The following is a 15,854-nucleotide window of genomic DNA, read 5'->3' as shown; positions in this document are numbered from 1 at the left end:
ATTATGGACTGGGCTCTATTACTTGCTTGGGGGATAAAAATCCTCTCATTATTTTTTGTAATCCTAACTGGCGTAGCGTATTATACACTCGCTGAACGTAAGTTTGCTGGTTTTATCCAGGATCGTCCCGGTCCGAACCGTGCCGGCCCTTTTGGAATTTTTCAACCACTCGCAGATGGAATCAAATTCATCGCCAAAGAAGAAATTTTTCCTAAAAATGTATCTAAGGGGATGTACCTTTTGGCTCCCACCATCTCGATGACCTGTGCCATTATGGCCTGGGCCGTGATTCCGTTTGGAGGAACTCTTCCTGCACCGGAATGGCTTGCGGCACTCACTGGTGTTACCACCATCGATTTACAAATTGCCAATCCTGATTCTGGTGTTTTGTATTTACTTGCCATTTCCTCTTTGTCTGTTTACGGAATTATGATTGCTGGCTGGTCAAGTAACAATAAGTATTCGCTTCTCGGTGGAGTCAGATCGACGGCACAGATGATTAGTTATGAACTTCCGATGGGACTTTCTATTATCGTCATTGTTATTATGACTGGATCTTTGCGTTTAACAGATATTAGTGATTCTCAAAAAGATATGTGGAATATTCTCTCTCCGCCTGGGTTTGTTGCTTTTTTTATTTATGTTACGGCGATGTTTGCTGAAACAAACCGTCTTCCTTTTGACTTGGCGGAAGCGGAATCAGAGCTCGTTGTGGGTTTCCATACGGAATACGGTGCCTTTAAGTTTGCTTTATTTTTTTTGGCGGAATACATGAATATGATCACCATGTCATGTCTTACCACCTTACTATTCTTTGGTGGATATAATGTGCCCTTCCAACTGGGAGCTGGTTCTGCCTACCAAGCTTTTTATGGACTTGGGTTTTTTATTTTAAAGGTTCTTTTCTTTGCCTTCCTTTTCATCTGGGTACGTTGGACTCTTCCTCGGTTCCGTTATGACCAATTAATGAAACTCGGTTGGAAAAAGATGATTCCATGGGGGCTTTTTGCGGTGATGTTTTCGGCAGTTTACACTGTATATTGGAAAGAAGGATGGATGAAATTATTTATATGAATATAGAATCTTCTCCTTCCTTTTTATTGTTTATATTTTTTGGAACGGTGACTGTTATCACTGCGCTTAGTGTTATCTTTCAAAAAAATCCTGTTGTCTCTGCTGTTTCCTTAGTATTTACGTTCTTTGCGCTTGCAGGGATTTACGGGATTATGGGGGCACTTTTTATTGCCACTATGCAGGTGTTAGTTTATGCCGGAGCCATTATGGTACTCGTGGTATTTGTGTTGATGTTACTTTCCCAAAGGGCGGAAACTTTGTCCAGATATCGGGAGTATCCAATTCGTCTGGTGATACTTTCTGTTTTTATCTTTGGGTTTTTCTTTTTATTGTATTCTGCTCTGACGACTGGCGTTCCTCATTCCGAACAAACGGGAAAAGGATATGAACTCTCTCAATATTCATTTCCTATCCAAGGAACTGCTGCTGTGAATGCAAAAGGGAACGTTGCTACCGTTGGTGCATCAACTTATTTGGATTATTTACTTCCTTTTGAAATGATCTCCATCTTACTTCTCGTTGCGGTCCTTGGTGCTGTTATCCTTGCCAAAAAAAGAAACACAGAAGTAGAACAAACAAAGGATACAATCCTATGAACCCAATCATTAATGAAATACCCGTTTCTTACATCCTCGGACTTGCTGGAATTTTATTTTCTATTGGTGTTCTTGGAGTTCTCATTCGTAGGAATATTGTGATCATCTTTATGTCTGTAGAATTAATTTTGAATTCAGTGAATTTAGTTTTTGTCACCTTTTCGAAAGCCCTTTCCCATATATCCGGTGAAACAGTTGTTTTCTTTGTGATGGCTATCGCTGCAGCAGAAGCAGCCGTGGGTCTTGCACTTGTGATTGCAATCTTTCGTCATAAAAAGTCCACCAACGTGGATGAACTCCAATCAATGAGATGGTAATCCTATGTTAGAGATATTTCCTTTAGTTGTCTTCTTTCCTCTCGTTGGTTTTTTATTCAATGCTCTACTAAAAGGTAGAATCCCACACCGGATGGCGGGTGCCATTGGAACTTTAGCTGTTTTTATTCCGTTTCTTATCACCTTAGGTGCGTTTAACGAATTTAGACCTATGGAGAGAACGGCCCCACACTTGGTTCCCGTTTTTGATTGGATTGTCATTGGAAATTTTAAATCTTCTTTTGGATTTCAAATCGACCAACTCTCTCTTTATATGACTCTCATCATTACGGGAATTGGATCTTTGATTCATTTGTATTCAATGGGATACATGAAATCAAATTTGAGTTACAATCGATTTTTTGCTTATTTGAATTTGTTTATCTTTTGTATGTTGAACCTTGTGCTCAGCGATAACCTCATTTTAACTTTTTTAGGTTGGGAAGGTGTAGGACTTAGTTCCTATTTACTTATTGGGTTTGATTATGATAAAAACTCTGCTGCTGAAGCAGGTATGAAAGCATTTGTTCTCAACCGAATCGGGGATGTTGGTTTTATTCTTGGAACTGGATTTTTGTTTTGGTTTGGGGGAAGTTTACAATATCTAGAACTCCAATCCAATTTAAGTGGGCTTACTCAGTTTGCTCCTTATGCCAATATTGTGGCTTTATTTTTCTTTATTGCTGCTATGGGAAAATCAGCACAGATCCCACTTTATGTATGGCTTCCCGATGCGATGGCAGGTCCCACTCCAGTATCAGCTCTCATCCATGCCGCGACAATGGTAACTGCTGGAATCTTTCTCATCGCTAGGTTAAACTTTGTATTTTTACTCGCACCAGAAACTTCCTTTTTCATCGCTTGTATTGGTGCTACAACGGCTCTTTTTGCGGCAACCATCGGAACTTTACAAAACGATATCAAAAAAATCTTAGCATATTCAACTGTATCTCAACTCGGGTTTATGTTTCTTGCTATGGGAAGTATGAGTTACGTTGCAGGGCTTTTCCACCTAATGACACATGCTTTCTTCAAAGCTTTGTTATTTCTTGGAGCTGGTTCTGTAATCCACGCACTGCATCACGAACAGAATATCAAACATATGGGAGGGTTGTTTGGTAAAATCAAAATCACTTCCTTTACCTTCTTACTCGGAACGTTTGCCATTGCAGGTTTTTTTCCTTTCTCTGGATTTTTCTCCAAAGATTTAATTTTAGAAAAAACATACACCTTTGGTGCTTACGGTTCTATCCTTTGGACAATGGGGATTGTTGCGGCTTTTTTTACTTCGTTTTATATGTTCCGTCTGGTTTTCGTTGTTTTTTTTGGTAAAAACAATACGGACCCACACCATAAAATTCATGAATCCCCGTGGACTATGACTTTTCCGCTCGTCGTACTTGCGTTTGGTGCTGTAGTCGTTGGGTTTTTACAAACTCCACATTTCTTTTTGCATATTGATACTTTGGAAAGATACTTTGCTCCCATCTTTAGCAAAGGTTATGAACTTGCATCACAACACGGAAGTTTGGCTGAACACAAATCGCTTGTGCATGATGTAGAACTCTCTCTTGCTGCATTTTCGGTAGCGATTGGAACTGTGGGACTAATCCTCGCTTACTTCCTCTACCAAAGAAGACAAAATCCTGTTCTGGAAGAACATACTGGTTTTCGAAAGATTCTTTTCCATAAATACTATGTGGATGAAATCTATGATGCAGTTTTGGTTCGTCCTTTTCTTTTTGTTTCGAAAGGTATCGCTTTCTTTTTTGATACTAAAATCCTAGATCGTTTTTTCTTAAACATTGGGCTTAGTTTTGGTATCATAGCTAATGGCCTGCGCAGGTTACAGTCGGGATTTATTGGCGATTATGCTTTGTATGTAGTCATTGGTACATTTTGTATTTTAGTGTATCTATTAACGAGGGGGGTGTAAGGTGCCGGAACAAATTCTTTCCTTCATTATCTTTTTACCAATTCTTTCTGCCTTTGTAATCGTTTTTCAGAAACGTATGGGGACAGTGGTTGTTATTTCTGCTTTATCGTCTGCATTTACAACCATCCTGTCAGTGGGTTTGTTCTTTTTGTATGATCCAACCAAATCAGGCCTTCAGTTTGTACATTGGATTCCCGATTGGATCCTTTCCGGAAAACTCAGCGTAGATTATCATGTTGGTCTTGACGGTGTGTCTCTTTTGTTATTTGGACTCACCGCCTTTATGTTTTTTCTTTCAAGCCTTGCTTCGTGGTCGAACATTCCGAAAAAAATCAAAGAATTTCATATTTGCCTACTTGTTTTAGAAACAGCTGTCCTTGGGGTATTTGCTGCCGGTAATCTCGTTCTTTACTATGTGTTTTGGGAACTTATGGTTTTGCCTATGGTTCTTATGATTGGAATCTGGGGTGGAGAAGATCGAACCAAAGCAGCACTAAAATACTTTCTGTTTTCGATGGCGGGTTCTTTGTTTATGTTAGGTGGCATTCTCACTCTTTACTTTAAAACGGGGAAAACATCGATTGAGTCTTTAGCAACGGCGGACTTGGGAACATATTCCGAACCTCTTCAGTGGTTTTTATTTTTTAGTTTTTTCTTAGCATTTGCGATTAAAATTCCATTGTTTCCTTTTCATACATGGATGCCAGACGTTCATACCCAAGCACCTACTGTTGGTTCGGTGGATTTAGCCGGAGTATTGTTAAAGATTGGTGGTTATGGTTTCATTCGGTTTTGTATCCCGTTTTTCCCGGAACAAAGTTTGTTATCTCAAAATGGAATCCAAATCCTTGCCGTTATTGGAATTGTATATGGATCGATGGCTGCTCTTGTGCAAACTGATATCAAACGAATCATTGCTTATAGTTCCTTATCCCATTTGGGTTTTTGTATTTTAGGACTTTTTTCTTTCACGAGTGAAGGAGTTGTTGGGGGGATGTTACAAATGATATCCCACGGTGTTTCTACTGGGATGCTCTTTCTTATGATTGGCATGATTTATGAAAGATCTCATACCAGAAACATTGCAGAGTTTGGTGGTCTTGCCAAACAAATGCCAGTTTTTTCTACTTTCTTCCTCATTGCCGTTTTGTCTTCATTAGGTTTGCCTGGAACCAACGGGTTTGTGGGTGAGTTTTTGATTCTTATGGGGGCCATCAAATCTAACGTATGGCTCGGTGGAATTGCTGCGACCGGTGTGGTGCTTGGTGCTCTTTACCTTTTATGGTTTGTTAAACGTTTCCTATTTGGAGTGAATAAAACCATCCAAGCCAAACCTTATAAAGACCTAAGTTTTAGGGAAGTTGGGATTTTATCTCCACTTGTCATTTTTATATTTTGGATCGGAATTTATCCCAAACCATTTTTAGAAATTTTACAATCCTCAGCCAATGTATATTTAAACTCTGCATCCATTCAATCCATTGCAGAACGAAAAGACATTCAAAAGGATTTTCATTCGGGAAATCTGAGCCGACAGTTTTCGGACTACAATAGTTTAGGAAAAGAGCCTCTTTCGTTTGAAGAAAGATTAGGGTCTTTTCAGTCGAAGTTTGCACTTCCGACTTTTGTTTCCCTAAAATCAAATCCACAAAATTTAAACTTAGACAATTTGGATGAGTCCATTGAGTCGGATTTTGAATTGGAACCAACCCCGAAAGAGACTATAGGAAACTAACCCATGTCATATACGCCTTCTTCCAATGACTTGATCGCCATCTCTCCCATGCTTATTCTTTGCGGAGTGGCTTTACTTTCCCTTGTGGTTCAATTCCTCATTCCGAGAGAAGAGGATTCTAAACCACTTTGGGTTCTTTCTATTTTAGGAATCATCGGGGCTATGTATGCTTTATATCATACAACAGGATCACCGGGTTATGGAAAGTTTTTTGGATCACAAATTTCTTTGAGTCCACTTACAGTATGGCTCAGTGCAATTTATCTAATTGCGGGATTGATTACTCTCCTCATTGCACCACCCTTTCTTTCTGAACACAAAACTTTGTTCCCTGAGTTTTTCCCTCTCGTATTATTTTGTTTGTCGGGAATGATGTTTTTGACCTCAGGGTATGATTTTATTGTAATCTTTGTTGGTTTAGAAATCCTTTCTCTCTGTTTATATGTAATGATTGGGATGGCTCGTTCTTCTGTTTCTTCATTAGAAAGTGCGATGAAATATTTTTTACTCGGATCATTTAGTTCCGGATTTATGTTACTCGGAATTGCTTTTTTGTATGGAGGATCTGGAACCACAAACTTGGATGGTGCCCTCCGTGGTCTTTTTCTAAAAGGTTATGAGTCCAATTTTTCTAAATTAGGTTTTGGATTGTTTTTGGTAGGGGTTTCTTTTAAAGCAGCTCTTGTTCCATTTCATTCCTGGACACCTGATGTGTATGAAGGATCACAAACACCGATTACTGGTTTTATGGCGAGTGCCGGAAAGGCATCGGCCCTTGGTCTAATCATCGTATTATTCAATCATGTTCCGATGGGTGAGATCGGAGAATCTTGGAAATTCCTTATGGGAGCCATTGCTCTTGTTTCCATGACTTGGGGCAATATAGTCGCTTTAAAACAAGAAAATCTGAAACGGATGTTAGCTTATTCATCCATTTCCCATGCAGGTTATATTGTGGCGGGGATTGTCTGCGGGGCTGGTCTAGAAGCATTGTATTATCTTTTTTCGTATTCCCTTCTTAACTTAGTTGCCTTTGCCATTATCTCCTACTTGGAACAAGGTAAACATGAAGTGACAGTGGAAGGAATTTCCCATCTAAGCGGCGAACATCCATTAACTGCTCTTTCTCTCTCTATTGTATTTTTGTCTTTTGCTGGTTTTCCTCCTCTCATTGGATTTTGGAGCAAACTCTTTCTTTTACAAAAGATTGCAGAGTCGGATCTATTGTTTCACCGCATTTTACTTTTTGGTGCCGTAGCAAATTCCTGCGTGGCTTTTTACTACTATATGAAGATTACCATCCAATCCTATATGAAACAGGAAACGGGAGATGTCGCCGGAGTCCGAGACCTCCCAAGTATGCCGACTTTGGGTTTTCTTGTGTTTTTACTCAGTCTTTTCTTCACTGCTGGATGGCTCTTCTTTCAACCAGGGGCTTTGCTCTGAATCTGTTATAGCAGAAATAGTTCCAGGATAGCGAAAAACAGATTGATGGATTTGGCAGGGCGCAGAGGCTAGTCGATAAGTAGGTACTTCCTTATGGCAACCATTGTAAAAAAATCAGAAACTTTAACCGATTTAGATGTGATCAAGGCCTTCCTTGTTTCCAAGGGCCTTGTCTATGAATCCTATAAAACACCAGAAACTTTGGATCTGATCCTTGGTCAAAAGGGTCTCAGTGATGCCGAAAAAGAGGAAGTTCTTTCTGGGTTACAATACCGGTTTGACCAATTGAAAAAAGAACATGGCTATAAAGCCAATGACCTGGTTGTTTTACATGATGAAGTGCCTGGAATCCAAGACATGTTAGCCAAATTTGACAAACTTCATATCCATACAGATGAAGAGGTTCGTTACATTATCGATGGCAGTGGTATTTTTGGGTTTATCATTGATGGAGAAAGATTTGAAGTCCATGTCGGTAAAGGAGATTTCCTTTCGATTCCGGCTAATACCAACCACTGGTTTACTTTAGATAAAAATCTAAGAATCAAAGCGGTTCGTTATTTCAAAGACAACTCCGGATGGACGCCTGTATATGTGGATGAATCCAAAATTTTAATTAACGTTTGATGGTTTGGAAATTCTTTCTGATCGGAAGGAATTTCCCGAACATTGAATAAATCAAAATGTTACCTTAGGTTGGATTTTCTGTGGCAATTCCAAACCACTCCACAATGAATTGTAGGGTGGTTCTACCTTGGTAGAAATTCTCTTCCAAACTTCCCACTAAGTCAAAACTTCCGTGTTCTGACATAAATTTTTGGAACTCATCTCCCTTATTCCAAAGCATATATTTTAAAGATCCACTACCAATCAAATGAAATCGAACATGTTTCCCTGCACTCAGTGGTGTTAGGTGGATTGCTTTTGCATTCCGAATCGCAAGTTTTATATCGGGATTGCCTTGACCAAAGGGTTCTAAATCTTTCCATTCTTTAAGAAGCCGTTCCCCCATTTCTTCCGTAAGAACGGTAAAGTCAGTTTCTATGGAATGGGTGGTTGATCTTTCTTTGTCTTTAGACAACCACTCATCGGCGGCTGGGTATAAGGCTGCTTCAAAACCGGGGATTTTGTCTATTTGGATGGAAAATCCTCCCGCTTCGGGATGGCCTCCGAAATGTAAAAAATGTTCGGAAAGAGATTCTAGAAGTTCAAGGACATTTTCACGGCCATAAGAACGAATGCTTCCTCTCGCATCACCATTGTCAGGCGCTAAAAAAATTGCAGGTTTTTTATAAGTATCCACCATTCTTGTAGCCACAATGCCGCTGACACCTGGTTCCATATCGGGTTCATAACAAAATACAATTTGTTTGTTGGTTCGTTCGGGTTTACGAGCAAAGTAACGTTCCACCCGGTCCATATTCCGTTTGGTTCGTTCTTTTCTTTCTTCATTGATCGATAACAACTGTTTTGCTTTAGTTTTGGCATCCTGGCTCGTTTCCGATAAAAGTAGGGAGACCGCTTCTTCGGTTTTTCCCATCCTTCCGGCAGAATTGAGAACAGGACCAATCGACCAACCCAGATCCTTTGTTGTAATTCCATGGGGATTCAGTTTTAGTTCTTTTAGGAGTTCGGAGAGGCCTTTTCTTTTTTTGTCGCCTGTATAAAGTTTGGTGAGAGATTGTAAGGCTAATTTTACAAAATGCCTGTTTTCACCAGTAAGTGGCATCATATCCGTAATGGTACCAATCCCTGCAAGGTCTGTTTCCTCTTCGAGTCCGGAAAAAAAATCAGGAATTCGGGAACACTGGTAGTAAAAAAGTTTTCTTTCCGTATCGACTGGGATGGCGGTGATAAAATCTTCCGGAAAGGGCAAAATGTCCTTTTCTTCTAAGTTTTGGATTGTGAGTGATTCTTTGGAAATTCGTACTCCGTTTTGGAAATAGAGAGTTTCATCTTGTTCTGTGTTTTTTCCATTGGTTTTTACATAGACTTGATTAAACTCTTCGCTCATTCGAAAAAGGATGGCAGATACTAGTTTAAACGATAAAACGGCAGTGCAAATTTTCTTTTCTGGATAAACCGAATCGGTTCTTCTTGGATTCACCAAGGCACAGTTAGTTGGTATTCTTACGGGAACTTCATGATGGTCAAGAACAATGACTCGGATTCCTGTGTTGGTGAGTTCTTCAATTTCATCCGCTTGGCTGGATCCAAAGTCCAAAGTAACAAGTAGGTCCGGTTTTACTTTTTTAATTTTAACCAGTGCTTCTTTACAAAGACCGTAAGGATCACTTTCCGAAGATACCATCACTTCTAAGTTGATATTGGAAAACTCAGGATGGGACTTTAAAAAGAAAGCAAGTAGACAGGTGGAACTCACTCCATCTGAATCGCGATCTCCATATAAAAGAATTTTTTTACCGTCTTTTGCAAATTGGAGTAACAACTCTACCGCATCGGATAAATCAGGAAGAGAAAAAGGAGAATGTAAACAAGAAAAATCGGAAGTAAGAAGTTCCTTCGGATGGATATTACGAAGCCCCTCACGTTTATCGACTAAGTAACGTAATAGGGGCCTTTTAGAATCAACTTTGGTTCGAACTTCGGACAAAAGTGGTCCGAAGTGAACCTTTGTTACATGATGCAATTGCCAATAATTTTGGAACCGAATTCAACTTCGAGTCCCGGTGTTTTGATATCACCTACAACCTTACCATTTTTTTTAAGTTCCACTTTTTCTTTTGCGTCAACGTTTCCTTTAAGGTTTCCATGAACCACAAGGCTTCCTACTTCCACATCGGCTTCCACATCACCAGTTTCATCGATGATGAGTTTACCTTGAGATGTAATTGTGCCTTTGAACTGCCCTTTGATTTTTAATGTTTGGTTGAAGGAAAGGGTTCCGCGAAACGTGATGTCGTCGCTAATAATGGTGTCTATAGATTCGTCTTTCATCGGTAGGGATAGTCTTGTGTGACATCAGAGTTTTGGCAACTACACAAGTATTTGTAACGAAAAGGAAATAGAAAAAAGTTCATATTTTCAGGGGATTTCTCTTGTATCTCCACTTCAATTCTTGAACCTGGGTGTCAGATAGGAAAAAATAGTGAAAATTAGACGCTTCTGGAAGTCAGGGTTCATCCTACTTTTAGCGGTTTTCATCAATCTGAATCTGGTCGATGACCGGTTTTTTTCTCCTCTCGAAGATTTGGATTTCCAATACCAATCCTACGAGTTGGAAGAAACGACTCGTGTGCTTACTTCCACCAAGGAATCCAATACGGTTTTAAAATTGGTTCCTTCCCGTAGAGAGCAGTCTCTGGTTAAGGTTTCTGTCCTTCGTTGGGCTACTATCTTTACAGAACCTATTTTTTTTGCTGAAATTCCCATCTTATTCCACTTTCTTTACCTCCCACCTCCTTTTTTGGCTTAATCGTTGCATGTAGATTAGTCTAGTATCAAAGTCCAAGTTTGGTCTTTGTAGTGTATTTAATTTGAAATAGGAATTATGTTAGAAAAAATCATTCAGTTTTCCATTCACAAACGAGCCACAGTTCTCGTTTTGACAGCAGCGTTAACCATTGTTGGTTTTTATAATGCACTCCATCTTTCTATCGATGCGATTCCCGATGTAACCAACGTACAGGTATCCGCAGTGACATCTGTTCCTGGTCTTTCTCCACTGGAGGTGGAGCAGTTCATTACCTATCCCATCGAACTTGAGTTTAACGGGATGCCCAAAGTAACAGAAATTCGTTCGATCTCAAGAACCGGTGTCAGTTCCGTTACGGTGATCTTTGAAGATGGAACCGATATCTATTTTGCAAGGCAACTTGTGAATGAAAGACTAAAACAAGCAGAGAACTTCATTCCTAAGTCTTATGGACGACCGGAACTTTCACCAATTGCCACCGGTCTTGGTGACATTTATGAATTTGCATTGGTTTCAGAAAGTCATACTCCTGAAGAACTCCGAACCGTTATGGAATGGGAAGTGGCAAGACAACTTCGTTCTGTAAAGGGAATCATTGATGTAAACGTTGTAGGGGGAGATGCCAAACAATTCCAAATTAAAATTGATCCCAAACGTTTGTTATCTCATAATTTAACTCTCTCTCATATCACAGAAGCTTTGGAAGGCGCTAACGTCAACCTTGGTGGTGGATACATCCAAAAAGGGGAAGAGCAGTTTGTAATTCGAGGCGAAAGCCAATTTAAGTCAATTGATGATATTGCAAGATTATCGGTAAGAACATCACGAGATGGAATTCCACTCACACTTGGCCAAATTGCAAGGGTGGAAACAGGACCGGCATTACGTTTTGGACTGAGCACTATGGACGGCAAACGTGAAGTGGTAGGTGGGACTGCTATGATGTTACTCGGCAGCAACTCCCTACAAGTGGTGAGTCGAGTGAAAGAGAAGATGAAAGAAATTGAATCCCGACTTCCCAAAGGGATGAAAATTAAAGTATATTATGACCGCTCTGAATTCATTGGCCGAACCCTTTCTACAGTATTTACTAATTTGGTGGAAGCCGCCATCATTGTACTCGTTTGTCTTATTTTAACATTAGGAACCGTTAAAGGAGCTTTTGCCGTAGCATTAGCAATTCCTGTTTCTATGATGGTTGCGACCATCCTAATGAATGCCTTTGGGATTGTGGGAAACTTAATGTCACTCGGTGCCCTCGACTTTGGTCTACTTGTGGACGGTTCCATTGTGATGTTAGAGTCCACTCTTCATGGATTTTTACTACGTAAAAGTTTCCTACTTTCGAAAACTTCCGCCCAGGACATGGAAGATGGGATGGAAGATGTCATTATGGAGTCTTGTATCAAAGTGGTGCGGGCTTCGGCATTTAGTGTGGGAATTATTTTACTTGTTTATTTGCCTTTGATGACACTGGAAGGAGTGGAAGGTCGGATGTTTCGACCGATGGCTATTACCGTAGCATTTGCGTTAGGTGCAGCACTTCTGTATTCGATTACAACTTTTCCGGCTCTCATGTCCTATATTTACAAAAAACCAATCCTTCATGAGTCAGCTTTTTGGGAAAAGTTCCAAACTAAATATGCTGAAGTTTTAACTTATGGGATGAAGTTCAAACGCCAATTTACTTATGCAGGGATTGGTGTGGTATTATTATCTTTTGCCCTTGCCTCCACTTTAGGATCAGAATTTTTACCTAGGATTGATGAAGGGGAAATTGCGATTGATATCAAACGTTTGCCTTCCACGGCCATCAATCACTCTCGTGACTTAAATTTGGAAATGGAAAAGGTGATTTTGAAGTTTCCGGAAGCTGTAAGTGTTGTTTCCAGGCAAGGTCGGGGAGAATCTGCCGCAGAACCCATTGGTTCGGAAGAAGGTGAGATGATGGTCAAACTCAAACCCCGGAAAGAATGGGTTTCTGCTGATGACCGTGAAGAACTGATGGAACTTATGAAAAATTCTGTGAATCAGAATGTTCCATCGTCATACATCAGTTTATCGCAACCTATTGAAAACCGCGTCAATGCGTTGTTATCTGGTTCCAAAGCGGATATTGTGATTAAAATCTATGGTGATGATTTAAAAACCTTAAAATCCATTGCGGATAACTATGCCTCAAAAATTAAAAAGATCCAAGGTGCCGCCGACTTACGAGTGCAAAAACTTCTTGGCCTTCCTTTACTTGAGATCAAAATGAATCGTGGGAATATGGCTCGTTATGGGGTTCGCGCAGAAGAAGTCTTAACAACCATAGAAACACTTCGTGTGGGATCTAATGCAGGAAAGGTATACGAAGGATACAAACGATTTGATCTTATTGTCCGTTTGGACGCCGATGTCACTGATATTGGAGTGATTGAAAATGTTCCCGTTATGACTGAGCTCGGTGGAACGGTTCCTCTTGGCCAAGTCACTGACATTACGATGGCAGAAGGTCCGGCAGCACTTTACCATGAAGGTCTGAAACGTAGGATTCTTGTCGAAGTGAATGTTCGCGGACGAGATATGATTGGATTTGTTAATGATGTCCAATCTGCCACTCAGTCAATTGAATCCGGTCTTCCCCAAGGGTATTATGTGGATTGGGGTGGTCAGTTTGAAAACTTCAAACGAGCTAAAAATCGGTTGGCTTTAGTAATTCCGATTGCAGGAGCGATTATTTTTGCGATGCTCTTTATTGCCTTTGGAAGTGTCTACTATGCATTGGGAGTTTTTATCTTAGTGCCATTGTCACTTTCAGGTGGTATCCTTTCGCTTGTCATTAGAGGACTTCCGTTTTCGATTCCTGCAGGCGTTGGATTTATTGCCGCTGCCGGAATATCAGTGTTAAACGGAGTTGTCTACGCATCGGCCTTAAAAGACCAATTGAAAGTCACACGTGATCCGTCTAAAGCTGTAGTGGAAGCTGCGGTTTACACACTACGGGCAGTTGCGACAACAGAACTTGTGGCCATCATCGGATTTTTACCAATGGCCATTGCTTCCAGTGCTGGGGCTGAAGTGCAAAGGCCATTGGCAACAGTGGTTATGGGTGGGGTACTCGTTGCTACCATTCTATCTCGTTTTTTGCTTCCCATTGCGTTTGAGTTTTTAGTGAAACTAGCGCAGAGACAAGAAAGCAGACAAATGGAAAGGGAACGTAAGATGAATGAATACTTTGTAGAAGAGATGAGGAAATACAAAGCATCAGAGATTCACGATACAGATTCACACCAAGAATTTATGGATCATCAAGACTTGAAAGATGGCGATGATTCCAAAACAAATAAACAAAATCAGAAATCTAAAAAAAGAGGATCTAAATGAAACCGAATTATTACGTAGCGCACCCATGGCATGGATTGGAACTGGGACCAAAAGCTCCCGATGAGTTAGATGTATTCATTGAACTCACCCCACAAGATACTGTAAAATATGAAATCGATAAAGCATCGGGATTCATTCGTGTGGATCGACCACAAAAGTATAGTAACCGTTCTCCAACTCTCTATGGATTTATTCCAAGAACCTTTTCGGGTGAAGCTTCTGGTAAACATTGTTCGGAAGTTGTAGGAAGAGCCGACATCATTGGTGATGGAGACCCTATCGACATTTGTGTTCTCAGTGTGAATCCAATCACTCATGGAAATATGATCTTAACAGTAATTCCAATTGGTGGGCTTCGAATGATTGATAAGGGCGAGGCAGATGACAAAATTGTCGCCGTTCTCAAAGGAGACGAAGTGTTCGGTCAAATCAAAGATATTTCAGAGGTTCCGAAAGCACTCATCAACAAACTTCACCATTACTTTTTAACTTATAAATTGGATCCGAATTCTCCTTCAACAGGAACTGTCGAAATTACAGAAGTTTATGACAGAACTGAAGCAATTAAAGTCATCCAGTATGGTATCGAAGACTATATAAAGAAATTTGTAACTGTATGAAATTCATTTGGAAGTTTTTGTTTTTTTTCCTTTTAGGAATGTTTTCCATCGCTATTTTTCCGAAAGAAAAGGCAGTGTATGAACTTCATTCTAAAGAAGAATTGTTTTTCCTTGGTGAAGATTCTCGGGCTCAAGACTCAAAAGAAAAGTGGAACTTGGACGAATTAGAAAACTTTGCCGTGACTAGTAACCCGCTGTATCTACGTGAAAAACAAAACATTGGTATGGCCCGTGGCGATATCATCACTGCAAGTTTGTATTATAACCCGATTATGAATATGCAACAGCAGTTTATTGGAGCTTCCGCTAATGCAGCAACAGGGAGAGCAGAAACTTCCTTTATTTACAACCAACCTTTCGATATGAGTGGGGTGATTCCTCAGCGAGAAAAAGTCGCCAAACAAGAGTTTTTAGGAACGATAGCTAGTTTTCGTGATTTTGATCGTTTGTTTCGTTTGCGTCTCAGACAAAATTTTTGGACTTATCTTTACGTAACAGAACAGATCAATTACCAAAAAGAGTTTTTGGAAAACTACCAAGACCTTTTGGATCTGACAAAACTGAGAGCCGAAAAAGGCGATATCTCTTTTTTAGAGTATGATCGATTGGCATTAGAGCGAGTACAAATTGAACGAGAATACCGAAATGCAAGGATTCTTCGTGCTCAGGTGGTTAAGAACTTAAGGATTCTTATTGGAATTTCCGATGTCAACTCTCCCTTAAGTATCAAGGGGAGATTAGAGTTTATATCCACTCGTGAGTTCGGGATTGATTTGAACGATTTTGATATTGAAGAAAGACCTGATTTGGTTGCTTTAAAAATTCGCCAACAGAAAGAACGAATGAATATCGAATTAAAAAAACGAGAGATCATTCCTCCTTTAACCCTTGGTATCGAATTTTTGAATAAAGGAAATGAGAATGTAACTGGTTTGTATGCAGCAACCCCACTTCCTTTATTTGATCGGAAACAAGGGGAAATTCTAAAGTCAGAAGAGTCCTATAAAAAATTAGGATTTGATGTTGATGCCAAAAGAAATGAAATCATGTCAGAAATTTCTGCTGCGATTAAAGAGTTACAAGCACGGGAATCACAATTATTAGATTACCAAAAAATGGGACTTCTAGAAAAAAACAAAGAAGTACAAGAGAAGTCAAGGCTTGCTTACATTCGCGGAGCATCGAATTTAGTAACCTTTTTGGAAGCGGAGAAAAACTATCTTAGTGTCCTTCGTAGTTATTATGAAATCATTTATCTCTATTACAATGCTTTGGAAGGATACAAAGCTTCTATCGGAAAGATGGATAGCTCGGAGTTTTAAATTTAT

General features: G+C 39.9%; 13 protein-coding genes. 11 read left to right on the top strand and 2 right to left on the bottom strand.

Going from position 1 to position 15,854, the window contains the following annotated elements:
- The first annotated feature begins 3 nt into the window (after nt 1-3).
- The 7 genes from nuoH to EHQ49_RS16290 all read left to right on the top strand — a co-directional run bounded on the left by nuoH (nt 4) and on the right by EHQ49_RS16290 (nt 7,728).
- Nucleotides 4-1,074: an NADH-quinone oxidoreductase subunit NuoH gene (nuoH, locus tag EHQ49_RS16320; RefSeq protein WP_135580680.1), complete on the top strand. Its 1,071-nt coding sequence runs from the start codon at nt 4-6 to the stop codon at nt 1,072-1,074.
- Nucleotides 1,053-1,670 carry an NADH-quinone oxidoreductase subunit J family protein gene (locus EHQ49_RS16315; protein ID WP_135580679.1) on the top strand — a complete coding sequence of 206 codons (618 nt, stop codon included), beginning with the start codon at nt 1,053-1,055 and terminating at the stop codon, nt 1,668-1,670. Before nuoH ends, EHQ49_RS16315 begins: the two co-directional genes overlap by 22 nt.
- Complete coding sequence (nuoK, locus tag EHQ49_RS16310) at nt 1,667-1,987, top strand: NADH-quinone oxidoreductase subunit NuoK (protein WP_135580678.1); 321 nt, start codon at nt 1,667-1,669, stop codon at nt 1,985-1,987. The genes EHQ49_RS16315 and nuoK overlap by 4 nt, the downstream gene beginning before the upstream one ends.
- A gap of 4 nt (nt 1,988-1,991) precedes the next feature.
- Nucleotides 1,992-3,920, top strand: a complete 1,929-nt coding sequence (nuoL, locus tag EHQ49_RS16305; protein WP_135580677.1) for an NADH-quinone oxidoreductase subunit L — start codon at nt 1,992-1,994, stop codon at nt 3,918-3,920.
- 1 nt (nt 3,921) lies between these two features.
- Nucleotides 3,922-5,655 carry a complex I subunit 4 family protein gene (locus tag EHQ49_RS16300; RefSeq protein ID WP_135580676.1) on the top strand — a complete coding sequence of 578 codons (1,734 nt, stop codon included), beginning with the start codon at nt 3,922-3,924 and terminating at the stop codon, nt 5,653-5,655.
- A 3-nt stretch (nt 5,656-5,658) separates the two neighbouring features.
- Complete coding sequence (locus EHQ49_RS16295; protein WP_135580675.1) at nt 5,659-7,101, top strand: NADH-quinone oxidoreductase subunit N; 1,443 nt, start codon at nt 5,659-5,661, stop codon at nt 7,099-7,101.
- 93 nt (nt 7,102-7,194) lie between these two features.
- Complete coding sequence (locus EHQ49_RS16290) at nt 7,195-7,728, top strand: cupin domain-containing protein (protein ID WP_135580674.1); 534 nt, start codon at nt 7,195-7,197, stop codon at nt 7,726-7,728.
- A gap of 64 nt (nt 7,729-7,792) precedes the next feature.
- Here the strand turns inward: EHQ49_RS16290 and recJ are convergent, their stop codons facing one another.
- Both recJ and EHQ49_RS16280 read right to left on the bottom strand, forming a co-directional pair.
- Nucleotides 7,793-9,751, bottom strand: a complete 1,959-nt coding sequence (recJ, locus tag EHQ49_RS16285; RefSeq protein ID WP_135580673.1) for a single-stranded-DNA-specific exonuclease RecJ — start codon at nt 9,749-9,751, stop codon at nt 7,793-7,795.
- Nucleotides 9,739-10,059, bottom strand: a complete 321-nt coding sequence (locus tag EHQ49_RS16280) for a bactofilin family protein (protein ID WP_002973855.1) — start codon at nt 10,057-10,059, stop codon at nt 9,739-9,741. Before EHQ49_RS16280 ends, recJ begins: the two co-directional genes overlap by 13 nt.
- Before the next feature lie 151 nt (nt 10,060-10,210).
- Here EHQ49_RS16280 and EHQ49_RS16275 point away from each other — a divergent pair, with 151 nt between their 5' ends.
- The 4 genes from EHQ49_RS16275 (at nt 10,211) to EHQ49_RS16260 (ending at nt 15,848) form a co-directional block, all read left to right on the top strand.
- A complete protein-coding gene (locus tag EHQ49_RS16275; protein WP_135580672.1) occupies nt 10,211-10,537 on the top strand; it encodes a hypothetical protein in 327 nt (108 codons plus the stop codon).
- A gap of 75 nt (nt 10,538-10,612) precedes the next feature.
- Entirely contained in the window at nt 10,613-13,906 is a 3,294-nt protein-coding gene (locus EHQ49_RS16270) for an efflux RND transporter permease subunit (RefSeq protein ID WP_135580671.1), read from the top strand.
- Nucleotides 13,903-14,526 carry an inorganic pyrophosphatase gene (locus EHQ49_RS16265; RefSeq protein ID WP_135580670.1) on the top strand — a complete coding sequence of 208 codons (624 nt, stop codon included), beginning with the start codon at nt 13,903-13,905 and terminating at the stop codon, nt 14,524-14,526. Before EHQ49_RS16270 ends, EHQ49_RS16265 begins: the two co-directional genes overlap by 4 nt.
- Nucleotides 14,523-15,848 carry a TolC family protein gene (locus tag EHQ49_RS16260; protein WP_135580669.1) on the top strand — a complete coding sequence of 442 codons (1,326 nt, stop codon included), beginning with the start codon at nt 14,523-14,525 and terminating at the stop codon, nt 15,846-15,848. The genes EHQ49_RS16265 and EHQ49_RS16260 overlap by 4 nt, the downstream gene beginning before the upstream one ends.
- Nucleotides 15,849-15,854 lie beyond the last annotated feature (6 nt).

This window comes from Leptospira perdikensis, assembly GCF_004769575.1.
GTDB lineage: Bacteria > Spirochaetota > Leptospiria > Leptospirales > Leptospiraceae > Leptospira_A > Leptospira_A perdikensis.
This window is presented reverse-complemented; position numbering and strand designations above follow the sequence as displayed.

Coding starts and splice junctions, on each gene's coding strand:
- EHQ49_RS16260 (WP_135580669.1), top strand. CDS start 14,523: ATGAAATTCATTTGGAAGTTTTTGTTTTTTTTCCTTTTAGGAATGTTT.
- nuoL (WP_135580677.1), top strand. CDS start 1,992: ATGTTAGAGATATTTCCTTTAGTTGTCTTCTTTCCTCTCGTTGGTTTT.
- nuoK (WP_135580678.1), top strand. CDS start 1,667: ATGAACCCAATCATTAATGAAATACCCGTTTCTTACATCCTCGGACTT.
- nuoH (WP_135580680.1), top strand. CDS start 4: ATGGACTGGGCTCTATTACTTGCTTGGGGGATAAAAATCCTCTCATTA.
- EHQ49_RS16265 (WP_135580670.1), top strand. CDS start 13,903: ATGAAACCGAATTATTACGTAGCGCACCCATGGCATGGATTGGAACTG.
- EHQ49_RS16290 (WP_135580674.1), top strand. CDS start 7,195: ATGGCAACCATTGTAAAAAAATCAGAAACTTTAACCGATTTAGATGTG.
- EHQ49_RS16280 (WP_002973855.1), bottom strand. CDS start 10,059: ATGAAAGACGAATCTATAGACACCATTATTAGCGACGACATCACGTTT.
- EHQ49_RS16315 (WP_135580679.1), top strand. CDS start 1,053: ATGGATGAAATTATTTATATGAATATAGAATCTTCTCCTTCCTTTTTA.
- EHQ49_RS16270 (WP_135580671.1), top strand. CDS start 10,613: ATGTTAGAAAAAATCATTCAGTTTTCCATTCACAAACGAGCCACAGTT.
- EHQ49_RS16295 (WP_135580675.1), top strand. CDS start 5,659: ATGTCATATACGCCTTCTTCCAATGACTTGATCGCCATCTCTCCCATG.